This is a genomic window from Nocardia sp. NPDC058519 (assembly GCF_042719755.1).
Taxonomy (GTDB): Bacteria; Actinomycetota; Actinomycetes; order Mycobacteriales; family Mycobacteriaceae; genus Nocardia.
This window is the reverse complement of sequence record NZ_JBHXNK010000025.1, coordinates 90,403-104,644: the sequence shown is the minus strand read 5'-3', so window position 1 is coordinate 104,644 and position 14,242 is coordinate 90,403. Positions and strand designations below refer to the sequence as shown.

Annotated in this window: 15 protein-coding genes; 9 read left to right on the top strand and 6 right to left on the bottom strand. The window is 68.6% G+C overall.

The genetic code is table 11. From position 1 onward, the window contains the following. Positions 1–59 precede the first annotated feature (59 nt). Positions 60–1,235: a sensor histidine kinase gene (locus ACFWPK_RS25420; RefSeq protein WP_378919773.1), complete on the bottom strand. Its 1,176-nt coding sequence runs from the start codon at positions 1,233–1,235 to the stop codon at positions 60–62. A 55-nt stretch (positions 1,236–1,290) separates the two neighbouring features. Here ACFWPK_RS25420 and ACFWPK_RS25415 point away from each other — a divergent pair, with 55 nt between their 5' ends. Continuing rightward, entirely contained in the window at positions 1,291–2,058 is a 768-nt protein-coding gene (locus tag ACFWPK_RS25415; RefSeq protein ID WP_378919771.1) for a sulfite exporter TauE/SafE family protein, read from the top strand. On the opposite strand, the gene ACFWPK_RS25410 is transcribed toward ACFWPK_RS25415, so the two are convergent. Then, complete coding sequence (locus ACFWPK_RS25410; RefSeq protein WP_378919769.1) at positions 2,055–2,705, bottom strand: helix-turn-helix domain-containing protein; 651 nt, start codon at positions 2,703–2,705, stop codon at positions 2,055–2,057. The two genes, ACFWPK_RS25415 and ACFWPK_RS25410, sit on opposite strands and share 4 nt — an antisense overlap. 214 nt (positions 2,706–2,919) lie before the next feature. On the opposite strand from ACFWPK_RS25410, the gene ACFWPK_RS25405 reads away from it, so the two are divergent. From ACFWPK_RS25405 to ACFWPK_RS25395, 3 genes are read left to right on the top strand one after another with little or no spacing between them, the layout of a single operon-like run. Beyond that, positions 2,920–4,449, top strand: coding sequence for a TldD/PmbA family protein (locus ACFWPK_RS25405; protein WP_378919767.1), 1,530 nt, complete (start codon positions 2,920–2,922; stop codon positions 4,447–4,449). 8 nt (positions 4,450–4,457) lie between these two features. Continuing rightward, positions 4,458–5,837 (top strand): metallopeptidase TldD-related protein, encoded by a 1,380-nt coding sequence (locus tag ACFWPK_RS25400; RefSeq protein WP_378919793.1) that lies wholly within the window; start codon positions 4,458–4,460, stop codon positions 5,835–5,837. 52 nt (positions 5,838–5,889) lie between these two features. Further along, positions 5,890–6,726, top strand: a complete 837-nt coding sequence (locus ACFWPK_RS25395) for an HAD family hydrolase (protein ID WP_378919765.1) — start codon at positions 5,890–5,892, stop codon at positions 6,724–6,726. Here ACFWPK_RS25395 and ACFWPK_RS25390 read toward each other — a convergent pair. After that, on the bottom strand, positions 6,719–7,870 hold the full coding sequence (locus tag ACFWPK_RS25390) for an erythromycin esterase family protein (protein ID WP_378919763.1): 1,152 nt from the start codon (positions 7,868–7,870) through the stop codon (positions 6,719–6,721). The two genes, ACFWPK_RS25395 and ACFWPK_RS25390, sit on opposite strands and share 8 nt — an antisense overlap. 81 nt (positions 7,871–7,951) lie before the next feature. On the opposite strand from ACFWPK_RS25390, the gene ACFWPK_RS25385 reads away from it, so the two are divergent. Both ACFWPK_RS25385 and ACFWPK_RS25380 read left to right on the top strand, forming a co-directional pair. Next, entirely contained in the window at positions 7,952–8,659 is a 708-nt protein-coding gene (locus ACFWPK_RS25385; protein WP_378919761.1) for a TioE family transcriptional regulator, read from the top strand. A 12-nt stretch (positions 8,660–8,671) separates the two neighbouring features. Next, positions 8,672–9,082 (top strand): VOC family protein, encoded by a 411-nt coding sequence (locus tag ACFWPK_RS25380; RefSeq protein WP_378919759.1) that lies wholly within the window; start codon positions 8,672–8,674, stop codon positions 9,080–9,082. Positions 9,083–9,087: 5 nt separating this feature from the next. Here the strand turns inward: ACFWPK_RS25380 and ACFWPK_RS25375 are convergent, their stop codons facing one another. After that, on the bottom strand, positions 9,088–10,377 hold the full coding sequence (locus tag ACFWPK_RS25375; RefSeq protein WP_378919757.1) for an acetyl-CoA C-acyltransferase: 1,290 nt from the start codon (positions 10,375–10,377) through the stop codon (positions 9,088–9,090). 76 nt (positions 10,378–10,453) lie between these two features. Next, positions 10,454–10,834 carry a PPOX class F420-dependent oxidoreductase gene (locus ACFWPK_RS25370; RefSeq protein WP_378919755.1) on the bottom strand — a complete coding sequence of 127 codons (381 nt, stop codon included), beginning with the start codon at positions 10,832–10,834 and terminating at the stop codon, positions 10,454–10,456. Between the two features lie 148 nt (positions 10,835–10,982). On the opposite strand from ACFWPK_RS25370, the gene ACFWPK_RS25365 reads away from it, so the two are divergent. Both ACFWPK_RS25365 and ACFWPK_RS25360 read left to right on the top strand, forming a co-directional pair. Further along, positions 10,983–11,696 carry a glyoxalase gene (locus ACFWPK_RS25365; RefSeq protein WP_378919753.1) on the top strand — a complete coding sequence of 238 codons (714 nt, stop codon included), beginning with the start codon at positions 10,983–10,985 and terminating at the stop codon, positions 11,694–11,696. 134 nt (positions 11,697–11,830) lie between these two features. Further along, positions 11,831–12,733: a hypothetical protein gene (locus tag ACFWPK_RS25360; RefSeq protein WP_378919751.1), complete on the top strand. Its 903-nt coding sequence runs from the start codon at positions 11,831–11,833 to the stop codon at positions 12,731–12,733. Between the two features lie 36 nt (positions 12,734–12,769). Here ACFWPK_RS25360 and ACFWPK_RS25355 read toward each other — a convergent pair whose 3' ends face one another. Continuing rightward, positions 12,770–13,339, bottom strand: a complete 570-nt coding sequence (locus ACFWPK_RS25355) for a class I SAM-dependent methyltransferase (RefSeq protein WP_378919749.1) — start codon at positions 13,337–13,339, stop codon at positions 12,770–12,772. 55 nt (positions 13,340–13,394) lie between these two features. Between ACFWPK_RS25355 and ACFWPK_RS25350 the strand changes: the two genes are divergently transcribed. Next, positions 13,395–14,177 (top strand): AraC family transcriptional regulator, encoded by a 783-nt coding sequence (locus ACFWPK_RS25350; RefSeq protein ID WP_378919747.1) that lies wholly within the window; start codon positions 13,395–13,397, stop codon positions 14,175–14,177. The last annotated feature ends 65 nt before the right edge of the window (positions 14,178–14,242 follow it).

The following is a 14,242-nucleotide window of genomic DNA, read 5'->3' as shown; positions in this document are numbered from 1 at the left end:
ACCCTAACGGGCACAGCCGCGCCGCGTTCCCCGATCATTTCGCCGCCGGAGCGAGGGGATCAATCCGTTTCGGTGCGCAGCGGGAGGTCGGCTCGCACCTGCCAGCGGCCGTCGTCGAGCCTGCCCGCGGTCAGGGTGCCGCCGAGCACCGCGACCCGTTCGCGCATCCCGACCAGTCCCATCCCCGCGCCGGGAATCTCGGTGCCAGGGCTCACCTGCGCGGGGACGCCGCCACTGTCGGTGATCTCGACGAGGATGTCCTCGTCGCGCCGGTGCACCCGGACCACGGCCTTCGGCTCCGCCCCCGCGTGGCGCAGGGTGTTGGTGAGCGATTCCTGCACGATGCGGTGCACGCCGAGGCTCACCTCGGGGGCGATGTCGTCGAGTTCACCGGTCAGCTCGAGGTCGACGGCCAGGCCCGCCTCGCGCATCATCTGGGCCAGCCTCGCGATACCCGCACTGCCGTGTTGGGGCAGCAGTTCCGGTGCGTGCTCGGTTCGCAGCAGGGCGACGGTGCGGCGCAGTTCGCGCAGGGCGTCGCGACCGGTACCCGCGATGGTGGCGAGGGCGCGTTCGGCGGTGTCGGGGTCCTGGCGCAGGGCGTATTTGGCACCGTCGGCCTGCACGATGATGACGCTCACCGCGTGCGCGACCACATCGTGGAGTTCGCGGGCGATGCGGGTGCGTTCGGCGGCGACCGCGTCGTGCGCGCGACGTTCCTTGTCGTAGTCGGCGACCGCGAGGCGGGCCGCGACCTCGGAGTCGTAAGCGTGCCGGGCGCCGTTGAACTCGGCCAGTGTCCAGCACAGCGCGTAGATGAGCCCGGCCATCGCCAGATCGCCACCCCGCGGCAGGTCGAGCAGCACGACCGACAGCGCCATGTCGAGCGCGAGGAAGGCGAGGTAGATGAGCCCGTCACGCCGGCCGACGTAGGCGACGAGCGTGTAGAGCATCACCCCGAGCCCGATCAGTGCGACGTGGTCGGCGGTCTGATCATCGATCAGGTAGCCGATCAGGGTGTTCAGCAACGACAGCACCAGCATCGCCGCCGCCACCGCCCGGGGGTACACCCGGCGCAGGACCAGCGGCAACGGCAGGATCACCGAGAAGATCAGATAGACGACCTTGTTGTTTTCGTCGCCCACCCCGAGGGCGTCGAGCAGCAGGAGCAATCCCGCGAGAATCGAGTCGGCGACGATGGGTCGTCCGCGTAGCCACAGGCTGAACCGGCGCACGGGCCAAGCGTAGCCCCGGCTGGCTTTCCGGCCGTGATCTTGATTGCCTGGACATGTGCAACTCGGAGACTGGACGGTCCTGCTGGTGGCCGCCGCGGCGGCGGGCTGGGTCGACGCCGTGGTCGGCGGCGGTGGGCTGATCATTCTGCCGACGCTGTTCCTCGTCGTCCCAGGCATCGCACCGCAGACCGCGCTCGGCACCAACAAGCTCGCGGCGCTGGCCGGTACCGCGACCGCGGTGGCGACCTTCGCGCGCAAGGTGCCGATGCAGTGGAAGGTGCTGCTGCCCGGCGCGGTGATCGCCGCGATCACCGCCGCGTGCGGCGCGGCGGCGGTGTCGCTGATCGACCGTGACCTGTTCATCCCACTGGTGATGGTGGTGCTCGTCGGGGTGGCGGTGTTCGTGACCGTGCGGCCCTCGGTCGGCCTGACGATGGCCACCCATCCACCGACGCGGCGCAAGGTGATCCTGGTGGTCGGCCTGGCCGCCGGTCTGATCGGCCTCTACGACGGGCTGCTCGGACCAGGGACGGGCACTTTTCTGATCATCACCTTCGCGACGCTGCTCGGCACCGAGTTCGTGCGGGCGGCGGCGATGGCGAAGGTGATCAACTGCGGGTCGAACGTGGGTGCGCTGCTGTTCCTCGGCTCCACCGGCCACATCCTGTGGGGTCTCGGTGCGGGCATGGCGGTGGCGAATGTCGCCGGTGCGCTGATCGGTTCGCGGATGGCACTGGCCAAGGGCGCCGGGTTCGTTCGGATCGTCTTGCTGGTCGTGGTGGTGGTGATGGTGATCCGCTTGGGGTGGCAGCAGTTCGGTTAGCGCACCGGTTCCGGTGGCGAGGAGGCGGCGAGCCAGGGCTGCAGGACGCGCGAGGTGGTCTCGTGGATCTTGCGGTGCAGGCGTTCGCCGTCGTCGATGCCGTGCTGTGGCTGCTGGAACAGCACTGTCAGCGCGCCCGACACCGCGCCGACCACGGCACCGACCAGAGCCGCGGCGCCGACCTCGTCGAGTTCGTGTGGGAACGCGATGTGCAGCTGGTGGGCGATCTCGCGCTGCGCGACCAGTTGCGCGTGCGCGGCGCGGCCGCTCACCGAGGGGACAGTGCGCGAGACCCGGGCCCGCAGCGCGGCCACCCGTGAGCTGACGTCGTCGACGAGGTGTTCGCTCGGGTTGTCGCCCGCGGCGCGCAGGGCCCGCAGCAACACCTCCACCGGTCGCTCACCGGGCCGTCGGGTGGCGATGGCGGCGACCGCCGCGCGCACCCGTTCGTCGCTCTCGGGGAAGAGCAGTTCTTCTTTGCTCGCGAAGTAGTTGAAGAAGGTCCGGGTGCCGACCTCGGCCTCGGCCGCGATGTCGGCGACGGTCGTTTCCTCATACCCTCTGGCCTCGAACAATTCGACGGCGGCCACGAGGATCGCACGTCGGGTTCGTTCCCTTTTTCGATCGCGCAGGGCAGATGGCGGCACGGCGGGCACCCTACGGCATTTCCGGCACCGCTCGCGGGAGGACCGGAAGTCCGCGCGTCACGGCAAGGGCTGCCGGAAGCGGCTTTTCGCGCACGATTGCACGCAGCGCCGTAGCACGGCCCGCAGGCGAGCAGCGGATGTATCGACCGACATGACGAGAGTCGGATGTGGTTGCGGCGCACATGTGTCGGTGGCACCGGTTAGCGTAGGTCCGGTGAGTACCACGACTTCCAGAGATGTGGACGAGGAATTCCGCGCGCTCGGGCTCGGCACCCTGGCCGAGGCCGCGCTGTCGGCGGCCCGCGCGGCCGGCGCCGAGCATGCCGATCTGCGCGTGCATCGGTTGGTGACGCAGTCGATCCGCTTACGCGACGGTCGCGTCGAAGCGGTCACCGACGCCACCGAGCTGGGGCTGGCGGTGCGCGTGATCGTGGACGGCACCTGGGGTTTCGCCTCGCATGCCGCGCTCACGCCCGAGATCGCCGCCGAGGTCGCGCGCCGCGCGGTGACCGTGGCGAGGGCGTTGCGTTCACTGAATCGGGAGCGAGTCGAGCTGGCCGAAGAGCCACGCTACGACGATGTCTCGTGGGTCTCGGCCTACGACCTCGACCCGTTCACGGTGCCGACGGCCGACAAAGTGGCGCTGCTGCAGGACTATTCGGAGCGCTTGTCCGCGGCCGACGGCGTCGACCATGTCACCGCCTCGGTCCTGCAGGTCAAGGAGCAGACGTTCTACGCCGACACCGCGGGTTCGTCGATCACCCAGCAGCGGGTGCGCCTGCACCCTCAACTGGAGGCTGTCACCGTCGATTCCGCCTCGGGGGTGTTCGAGACGATGCGCACCCTGGCCGCGCCCGCGGGCCGCGGCTGGGAGTACGTCACCGGCGCCGACGCAACGTGGGACTGGACGGGCGAACTCGCGCAGATACCCGGCTGGCTGGCCGAGAAGGTGAAGGCGCCCAGCGTCGTCGCGGGCCCCACCGATCTGGTGATCGACCCGACGAACCTGTGGCTGACGATCCACGAATCCATCGGCCATGCCACCGAATACGACCGCGCGATCGGCTACGAATCCGCGTACGCGGGAACCTCGTTCGCGACTCCCGATCAGCTCGGCACGCTGCGCTATGGCACGCCGATCATGCACGTCACCGGTGACCGCACCCAGGTCAACGGCTTGAGCACGGTCGGCTACGACGACGAGGGCGTGGCGGGCCAGCAATGGGATCTGGTGCGCGACGGCATCCTGGTCGGCTACCAGCTCGACCGCGTGTTCGCCCCGCGTCTTGGCCTCGACCGCTCCAACGGTTGCTCGTATGCCGATTCGCCGCACCACGTTCCGATCCAGCGGATGGCGAACGTGTCGCTGCAGCCCGATCCCGACAATGACACCAGCACCGCCGAGCTGATCTCCCGGGTGCAGGACGGCATCTACATCATGGGCGACAAGTCGTGGTCGATCGACATGCAGCGCTACAACTTCCAGTTCACCGGCCAGCGATTCTTTCGCATTCGCGACGGCGAGCTGGACGGGCAACTGCGCGATGTCGCCTACCAGGCGACGACCACCGATTTCTGGGGGTCGATGGAAGCGGTCGGCGGGCCGAGCACCTGGCAGCTCGGTGGCGCGTTCAACTGCGGTAAGGCACAGCCCGGTCAGGTGGCGGCGGTGAGCCACGGCTGCCCGTCGGTGCTGGTGCGCGGAGTCAACATTCTCAATACCCGGACGGAGGGCGGTCAGTGAACGAGGGTCTGTTCCCGGCGGGCGCGGTGGTCGAGCGTGCGCTGGCGGCGTCGAATGCCGACGAGGCGATAGTGATCGTCACCGACGCGCACGAGGCGTCGCTGCGGTGGGCAGGCAACTCGATGACCACCAACGGTTCGTCGATTTCGCGGGCGTGGGCGGTGATCTCGGTGTTCCGTGACGGCCCGAACACCGCGCGGGTCGGCTCCATCAGCTCCACCAGCGTCGATCCCACCGAGATCGATGCCGTGGTGCGTGCCAGCGAGGAGGCCGCTCGCACGGCCGCCCCGGCCCGCGACGCGATGCCGTTGCTCGAACCCACCGACGACGACACCGCCACCTGGGATGAGGCGCCCGGCGCCACCGAGATCGCGGTGTTCGCCGGATTGGCGCGGGACCTGTCGACCGGATTCGACGGCACCGACCGCCTCTACGGTTTCGCCCACCACCAGGTGCACACCACCTGGCTTGGCACCTCGACCGGTATCCGCCGCCGCTTCAGCCAGCCCACCGGTTCGGTGGAGGTCAACGGCAAACGCGGCGCGGGCAAGGATCTGGCGAGCGCGTGGGTGGGTGTCGGCACCGCCGATTTCACCGACGTCGACACCCCGGGCCTGCTCGCCGAGCTGTCGCGGCGCCTCGACTGGTCCAAGCGCCGCATCGAGCTGCCCGCGGGCCGCTACGAGACCCTGCTGCCGCCGTCGTCGGTCGCCGATCTGATGATCTATCTGGCGTGGAGCATGGAGGGCCGTGGCGCGCACGAAGGCCACACCGCGTTCTCCCGCGCCGGTGGCACACGACGAGGTGAGCGGCTCAGCGACATTCCGCTGACCCTGTACTCCGACCCGAATGCGAGCGGTCTCGAATACCGGCCGTTCGTGGCGACTCCGTCGTCGTCGGAGTCGCTGTCGGTGTTCGACAACGGGCTGTCCGCCCGACGTGTCGACTGGATCGGCGACGGCATCATCGAATCGCTGGTCTACCCGCGCGCGACGGCTGCCGAATTCTCCGCCCCCGCAACGATTCCCGGCGAGAACCTGCTGCTCACCGGTGGCGGCGACGCGTCACTGGACGACATGATCGCCCGCACCGAACGCGGCCTGCTCCTCACGTGCCTGTGGTACATCCGCGAGGTCGACCCCGCCACCCTGCTCCTCACCGGTCTCACCCGCGACGGGGTCTACCTCGTCGAGGACGGCCAGGTGACCGGCGCGGTCAACAATTTCCGTTTCAACGAGAGTCCGCTCGACCTGCTGCGCCGGGTATCGGAAGCGGGCGCCACCGAGATCACCCTCCCCCGGGAATGGAAGGACTGGTTCACCCGAACCGCGATGCCCCCGCTGCGCATCCCCGACTTCCACATGTCCTCGGTGAGCCAAGCGACCTAGCTGACGGTCATCCGGCCCTGGTCGTCGGCGCGGCGCGTGAAAGCATGAACGGGTGACTCGAATCCGGATGTTCGCCACCGACCTCGACGGCACACTGCTGCGTTCGGATCGCACCGTCTCGCCGCGCACCGCCGCGGCCATGGCCGCGGCGCAAGCGGCGGGCATCGAGGTGGTGTGGGCGACGGCGCGGGCCCGCCATTCGGTGCACGAGCTGGCGCAGTCGTGCGGTTTCCGCGGTAAAGCGGTGTGCGCCAACGGTGCGGTGCTGCTCGATCTGGCCGACGGCACACCGGAGATCATCGACACCGTCTCGATCGATACCGGCGCGGCGGGCGCGGTGATGGCGCAGATCCGGGACCGGATTCCCGGTGTCGTCTTCGCCAATGTCGGCGCCACCAGGTTCGTCGCCGAGCCCGCCTATGCCGCCCTGTGCAAGTTCGCCGATCATCACCGGCACCCGCACGAAATGGAGTTGTCGGAGACCTTGCCGACGGGTCTCGAGGCGATGGTGAAGATCGTGGCCCGTCATCCCGAGCTGCCCGGCGCACAGCTGTACCGGACGGCGGTGGCGGCCGGGATCACCGGCGTGGAGCTGACCCACTCCGGTGCCGCGTATATGGAGATGGCCGCCGAAGGGGTGTCGAAGGCCAGCGCCCTTGCCCGATTGTGCGCGCTCGACGGCATCGACCTGTCGGAGGTGGCGGCCGCGGGCGACGCGCTCAACGATGTCGCCATGCTGACGTGGGCGGGGACCGCGCTGGTTCCGGCCAACGCGGTCCCCGAGGTCATCGCACTCGCCGACCGGGTGCTCCCGACCAACGACGAGGACGGCGTCGCCTCCTATCTGGAGGAATTGGCGAGTTCGTCACCGTGCGATCGGACTACCTGACAGCCGCCGGTGCCCGACCCACGCCGAGATGCAGGATCGTGTCCGCCGCGCCGACGGTCTCCGCGTCCAAGGGGAAGTATCCCTGTTCCTGGGTGATGTCGGTGCGAGTGTGGCCGTGGCCGAGTTCCGCGGCCGGGATCAAACCCCAGGTGCTGATGCGGTTCTGGAGGGTGTTCTCGTAGGTACCCGGCTCGGGTTCGCCGAGTGCGAGGCCGTCACTGCGCCCCAGACTGCCCAGGATCACGCGGTACCGCTCCCCCAGGAGCGACCCGACGATCGCCCCCGCACCGGACCAGGTGAGGTTCATCGGTCCCATCCGCATGATGCTCGAGTTCCGCCGCAGGTGCAGGTTGTGCGAGTACACCAGGGTCGGCCCACGGCGCGCTTCGACGGCGCGGATATCGAGAATGTTCTGGGCCATGAGCGCGTCGCGGGTGGCGGCCAGGCTGTTCCATCGCACCGTGTCCTCGCCGGGCTGCGCGGCCTGCCGGTGATAGCGGAGCAGACCCAGTCCAGCGGTGAGATATATTGCCGCCCTGCGCCATTCGGCCCGTGATGTGGACGCGATCCGTTCCGGGGCGCGCGTGTAGAGCAGGGTGAGCAGATCGTCGGCGATGACACGCAACCGCTCGGCTTCGACGGTGGCACCGACCGAGGCGGCCGCGTCCATCACCGCTTCGGTGCGGCTCCACTGCTCGTCGTCGCCGACCAGGTCGGTGATGTCGAGGTCGAGTTCCAGGTAGTCGCGGGCGAATTCGAGGTAGGGCCGGGGGCTGGGTGCGCTCATGGTCTCCATCGCGGCGTCGAAGCCGTAGAACCCGACCTGCTCCGCGGATGGCTTGCCGGTGTTGTAGCTGCGCAGCCAGGCGACAAGGTCCCTGTTGCCCGCGAGCTCACCGAATTCGTGCGAGAAGCCGGTCCGCATCACCTCGTCGAGAGTGCCCTGCCCGTGGCGAACGAACTCGTCCACCGCGAGCGCCGCGACCCGGTCCGTTTCGAGAGCGATCGACCCGAACCCACTCTCCACCAACTGAGCGACAAGTTCATTGCGGATCGCGGCGAAGCCGGGTTCTTTGTGCGTCGGCTCGCCGAGCGCGAGCAGTTCACAGGACCGCGGTACGAAGTCGTTAATTTTCTGACTCATGTGTATCAATCGTATCGTTGAAAGAACGGTTGAGACTTGAGCAGCGTCTGGCGGCTGATCATCCGGTAAAGTCTCAAATCGGTGAGAACCCTACGACCATCCGACCTGGCCCGCGAGCACGGCCTCTCGACCCAGGCCGTCCGCAATTACGAGCAGGACGGTTGCCTTCCACCGGCCGAGCGCACGCCCACCGGCTACCGGATCTACACCGACCTGCACGCGAGCGCGCTGCGCACCTACCTCACCTTGATCCCCGCCTACGGTCACGCGAACGCGGGCCACATCATGCGCGCGCTGCACGATGACGACCTCGACAAGGCCCTCACGATCATCGACAAAAGTCACGGTCAGCTACTTCGGGACCGCGAAACGCTCACCTCGGTCCGTCGCGCCGTCGACCATCTCGCTGCCGAATCCGATTCTCGCGCAACTATTTCCGACGAAACGAGAACGATCGGCGAACTCGCCCACCAGCTCCGGGTCACCCCCGCCACCCTCCGAGCATGGGAAACGGCCGGGATCCTCACCCCCGCCCGCGACCCGGCCACCGGCTACCGCCGGTACGGCCGCACCGACCTCCGCGACGCCGAACTGGCCCACCTGCTACGCCGCGGCCACTACCGCCTCGACCACATCGCCGGCGTCATCGACCAGATTCGTGCCGCGGGCAGCACCGAAGCCTTGGCGTCCGCCCTCGACAGCTGGCAAGCCACACTCACCACCCAGGGCATCTCCATGCTCGACGCCGCTGCCGCGCTGAGCCGATATTCCGCCGCTCTGCGCCGCTAGTCTGGAGTGACCATGCCTGATCTCCTCGGAATCAATCACCTGACGCTCGCGACCACCGACCTCGATCGGCTCATCCGGTACTACACCGAATTATTGGGCGCGACACTGGCTTTCGAGCGAGCGGCTACCCCGACCGATCCGCGGATCGCCGTGGTCGACGTCGGCGGCGCCGACCACCTGATGCTCGTCGAGACCGTGACCGCGCCGACGACCGATCGCGATCCGCTCGGCCGCGCGGGATGGGGTTTGCGCCTGGGCACGCTGGAGCAGCTGCACGAGGTACGCGCTCGCCTCTCGGCCGTGGACTTGCCGGTCGGTCCCATCGAAACCCTGCCGACGCAGTGGACGATGACCGCCCACGACCCTGATGGCCGCCCGGTGGACATCCGGGCGCATCGTCCCCGCCGCGATGCGCCCGCCTGACCTCCTCAGACCCGTTCGAGCACGGCCGACGCGCCGATCCCGCCTGCCGCGCAAATCCCCAGCAGCGCAGTCTCTTTCCCGGTGCGAGCCAGCTCTTCGGCCATGGTGGTGACCATCCGGGCACCGGTGGCGCCGAAGGGATGGCCCAGCGAGATCGAGCCACCGTGCACGTTGAGCTTGTCGATGTCCACGGTGCCGACCGGCTCGTCACGGTCGAGGCGGGCTTTGGCCCATTCGGTGCTCTCCAGCATGCGCAGCACCGAAAGGGTCTGTGCGGCAAAGGCTTCGTGGATGTCGACGAGGTCGATGTCGGCCAGGGTCATGCCCGCCTTGTCGAGGGCGCGCGGCATGGAGATCGCGGGGCCGATGAGTACCTGATCGGCGGGATCGACGCTGACGAAACTCCACGAGCGGAAGGCGGCCTGCGGGGTGAACCCGAGGGCGCGTGCCTTTTCCTCGCTCATCAGCAGGACCGCCGACGCGCCGTCGGTAAGCGGGCTGGCATTGCCCGCGGTGACCGTACCGTTCTTCTCGAACACCGGTTTCAGGGTGGCGAGTTTCTCGATGCTCGTGTTCGCGCGGACCAGTCCGTCGGTCGCGATCAGCGTGCCCGACGGCGTGGTGACCGGCACGACCTCGTCATCGAATCGCCCCGAGGCGATCGCAGCCGCGGCCCGCTGGTGCGAGCGGGCGGCGAAAGCGTCCTGATCGGCGCGGGAGATCCCGTTGATGCGGGCCATCTTCTCCGCGGACTCGCCCATCACCTGGCCGGTGGTGCGCTCGGAGATCTTGGGCTGGCGCGGCAGGATGTCGGTGAACGGGGCGAGCTGCCGGACCACATCGAGGTAGTCCATCGGCTTGGGCTTGCCCAGCGCCACCGGTGCGACCGCGTGCACGACCTTCTGCGGCAGCTTGATCTCGGCATTACTGGTGGAATCGCTACCACCGGCGATCATGATGTCGTACTCGCCGCGTTCGATCGCCGCGGCTGCCGAGGTCACCGCCTGCAAACCGGACGCGCACGCGCGGGTGACCGTGTACCCCTCGCAACCGAAGTCCAGGTTCAGGTCGAGGGCGATCTCCCGCGCGATATTCGGCGCATGACTCGGCAGGACCACCCCGCCCCAGACAATGGACTCGATCTGGCCGGGCGCGATCTGCGTCCGCTCGATCAGCCCGCGCACGGCCGCACCGGCCAGGGCGATGCTGTCGAGGCGGGTGAAGTCGGTGAACGCGCGCACGAACGGGGTCCGTGCTCCCGCGACGACGACGGCTCGGTTGCGTTTGTCGGCCATGTGAGTCCCTCCGGAAGTACTGCCGAAGCCCCACAGTATCCGATACCGGCGGTTCTATATACCGGATCGGCGCAACTCAGGCGGGCGTGATCTCGATGCCGATCGTGCCCGCCTTGCCCCGGCGCAGGTTGCTGCCGAGGATCACGAGCGGGCCGGTCAGCCAGTATTTCCGGCGTAGCGCCGACCGGAGCTCGTCGGTCTCGGCCGCGTCGAGCAGCCGTGCGGTGCCGGTCACAACGGCACCGTGCGTATCCCCTCGCACACTGCACGGTTGCACCGTCACCTCGGGGTTGCGCCGGACACGCTTGACCTTCCAGCTGTCGGTCACCGTCCAGACAAGCAGTTTGTCCTCACGGGCCACCGCCCAGACGGGCGTTCCCACGGGAGTGCCGTCCTTGCGGAAAGTGGTGAGTAGTACGTAGTTCGCGGTCGCGAGTTCGCCGAGACGGTTAGTCATGCCCATAGCTTATGGGTCGCGGACGCGAGGCGGTCCTCAGCCGCACATGGCCTTCAGCGAAGGCGCGGGTGGTCGAAATGGCATGGGCGCTTTCGCGAAACTCTTCGTAGCCTCGGAAGCGAATCGACTCTCTGGCGAAAGGCCGACGATGACCGATACCGCGGTACCCCTGCTGTGGAGCGGTGACCTGCCGAGCACCCTCGAGTTCTACCGGGCGCTCGGCTACACCGTGACCCATGAGCAAACCCGCCCCTACGTGTACGGCGCGATCGAACAACACGGCTGCGCCCTGCATTTCGCACCCGCTCCGCCGGGCATCGAGCTGCCGGTGGAGCATGCCGGCGCGCTGGTGATGGTCGATGACGTGGCCGCACGCCATGCCGAGTACACCGCCGCACTGCGCGCCCACTACGGCAAGATCCCGAGCAAGGGCCGTCCGCGCATCACCAGGTTCCGACCAGGCCAATCCCGGTTCTCCCTGGTCGATCCGGTCGGCAACACCATCCTGGTGATCCAGCGCGACGAGCCCATGGAACTCGAGTACGGCGGCTCCCGCGAGCTGGAAGGCCTGACCCGAGTGCTCGACAATGCCCGCATCCTGCGTGATTTCAAGAACGACGACCGCGCGGCGACCCGCGCCCTGGAAGCCGGCTTGCACCGCTTCGGGGCCACCGCGACCGCGCTCGACCGGGCCCGCGCCTACACCGCCCTCGCCGAACTCGCCGTCGTCGCCGAGGACTCCGACCGGCTCGCGCACTGGAAATCCGAACTCGACACCGTCGAACTGACCGCCGAGGAGCGCGCGGCGATCGCTGCGGATGCCTCCGATCTGGTCACTGCCTTGTTCACCGCGACCGACTGAACCCGGCCATGGGCCCGGTGGGCCAGTAGGCTTCGACCATGCGCGGTCGATCGAATGAACTCACCACCCGTCGGCGGCGGACCCGTTGTCTCGCAACAGCAATCACGGTTGCCGCCGCCCTCGGGATCGGCCCGGTGGGTACGGCACAGGCCGGCGCGCCGTCGTGCGCTGACGGCTGGCACGCCGACGTGCTGGCAGCCGATCTGGGCGGTTTGGAGAATCTCGAAGACGACGGCCGCGGCGGCTTCTACGTCAGCGGCATCATTCGCGGCGAGATCCTGCACGTCGCCGGCGACGGCGAGGTGACCACCGTTCGCACCGGCCTCGACAACCCCGCCGGGCTGCGGCTGATCGGCGCGGACCTCTACTTCATCACCGGCGACGGCACCACACCGAACGGCGGCGGCACCCTGAGCCGACTCGACACCGGCACCGGCGACGTCACCGTCTTGCTCCCGAACCTGGTGCAGCCCAACGGATTGCTCCTGCTCCCCGACGGCGATTTGCTCATCTCCCAGCTCTCCGTCCCTTGGCCCCCGGTCGGCATCAGCCGCTACCGCCCCGCCACCGGCGAATTCACCCTCGCCTGGTCTCCCGTCCCGCGCCCCAACGGACTCGCGCTCGCCCCCGACCACCGGTCGGTCATCACCGAGGACGTCCTCACCTCCCAACTCCTGCGAGTCCCGCTCGACGCCCCCGACCGCCCCACCCCCATCGCGACCGTGAACGACGGCCTGCTCCCCGCGCTAGACGACCTCGACGTCACCGCCGCCGGTCTCGTCTTCGTCACCGGCGACTACTCCGGCAGCGTGTACCAGGTCGACCCGGCAACGGGCGCCTGGTGCACCCTCGCCACCGGCTGGACCACCCCCCGAGGACCGCTTCCCACCCCGCCTCCCATCGGCCCCACCTCGGCGCGCCTGGCCCCCGACCCCACCACCGGAGCCTGGTCCCTCTACGTCACCAGCATCGACGGCACCCTCCGCCGCCTGCGCCCACCGCCCGCCCTGGTCCTCACCCCGTCCTTCCTCCGCTGAACACTCGAACGGACCCACACCGCCGGTGATCGGGGGTCAGCGGGGCCGCTCGGCCCGAAACCGGACCATTCCACGGCCGGTTTCGACGTCGATGCCCGTGAAACCCGCGACGGTCAGTCGGTCAGCGAGGGTGTCCGCCGGGATCGGCACACACGTGTCACCCACGTGCTGGAGCCGAAACAGCGGATTGTCGAGGCCGTCCGAGCCGGCGAAGACACCGCCGGGTCGCAATACCCGCAGCGCTTCGGCGAACAGGTCATCCTGCCGCGCGGGTGACGGCACGTGGTGCAGCATCGTGAAGCAGACGACCGAGTCGAACTCCTTGTCCGGCAACGGCATCGCGGTCGCGTCACCGTCGACTACCCGCAGGCTTCCGGCGAATCGGGTGCGCAGACGCGCGGCCAGCACCGGATCGATTTCCAGACCGGTGAGGGAGCCCGTCCGATCCCGCAGGGGCGCCACATTCGCGCCGAAACCAGGGCCGATCTCCAATGCGGACGCGCCGAGGTCGATGTCGCGCATCACCCACGGCACGATCTTCGTCGCGGTCACCCATTCCCACGCAGCGGACCGGCACAGCAGCCGGTGCCAACAATTCATCGCCATACCCACGACGTTAGGAGCCGGTGGCTGTGGCCGACAGTCACTACGCTGACAGACCATGTCGCAGAACAGACAGGACTTTGTTCTGGCCGCGGACACAGGCCCGACGGCAATGGTGTTCGGCGCGGGAATCCTCCCGGCCGGGTATTGGTTCGATGAGCACCGCCATCCACAGCATCAGATCGCCTGGGCGGGACGGGGAGTCATCGGGATCGACATCGGGGCCAACCACTGGGTGCTCCCGCCGACCAGGGCCTTGTGGATCCCCGGCGGTATCTCCCATCGCACCGGAACGACGGCGGGCGCCGATATGCGCGGGATCTTCGTCGAACCCGACCGGTGCCCGGCACTGTTCGCCACGCCCACCCTGTTGAGCGTCTCCGCGCTCCTGCGAGAACTCTTCGACCACATGACATCCCGACAGTTGTCCGACGAGGGACGAACACGTGCCGAAGCGATGGTGTTCGATCTACTCGAGCCGGTCGAAGTCATCCCGATCGGCGCACCGCTGCCGACCGACCAACGGGCTCGCGTGGTCGCGCAGGCCCTGCTCGACGATCCGGCCGACGACCGCACCCTCGCTGAATGGGGTACGTACGCCGCGGCCAGCTCCCGCACCCTGGCCCGCGCATTCCGGGCCGAGACCGGGATGACCTTCGCGCAGTGGCGGACCCAGATCCGCCTGGCGGCCTCGCTGACACCGCTGGCCGACGGCGTCCCGGTGACCCGCATCGCCGCCAGGGTCGGCTACCGCAGTGCCAGTGCCTACGTGGCGGCGTTCCGACGGGCGGTGGGCACCTCGCCGGGACAGTACTTCGCCCGCCGGCCACCGGACCTGTAAGAAGCGCGAGCAGCGATCGGTCGGATTCTGTGCACGGTGAGGCGAGAGGTGGCGCATCGTCGATC

What these genes read in the sequence shown, in the direction of transcription:
- ACFWPK_RS25380 (WP_378919759.1), top strand. Translation starts at nt 8,672, where the DNA reads ATGCCTGATCTCCTCGGAATCAATCACCTGACGCTCGCGACCACCGAC.
- ACFWPK_RS25390 (WP_378919763.1), bottom strand. Translation starts at nt 7,870, where the DNA reads ATGAGTCAGAAAATTAACGACTTCGTACCGCGGTCCTGTGAACTGCTC.
- ACFWPK_RS25355 (WP_378919749.1), bottom strand. Translation starts at nt 13,339, where the DNA reads ATGGCGATGAATTGTTGGCACCGGCTGCTGTGCCGGTCCGCTGCGTGG.
- ACFWPK_RS25375 (WP_378919757.1), bottom strand. Translation starts at nt 10,377, where the DNA reads ATGGCCGACAAACGCAACCGAGCCGTCGTCGTCGCGGGAGCACGGACC.
- ACFWPK_RS25350 (WP_378919747.1), top strand. Translation starts at nt 13,395, where the DNA reads ATGTCGCAGAACAGACAGGACTTTGTTCTGGCCGCGGACACAGGCCCG.
- ACFWPK_RS25365 (WP_378919753.1), top strand. Translation starts at nt 10,983, where the DNA reads ATGACCGATACCGCGGTACCCCTGCTGTGGAGCGGTGACCTGCCGAGC.
- ACFWPK_RS25370 (WP_378919755.1), bottom strand. Translation starts at nt 10,834, where the DNA reads ATGACTAACCGTCTCGGCGAACTCGCGACCGCGAACTACGTACTACTC.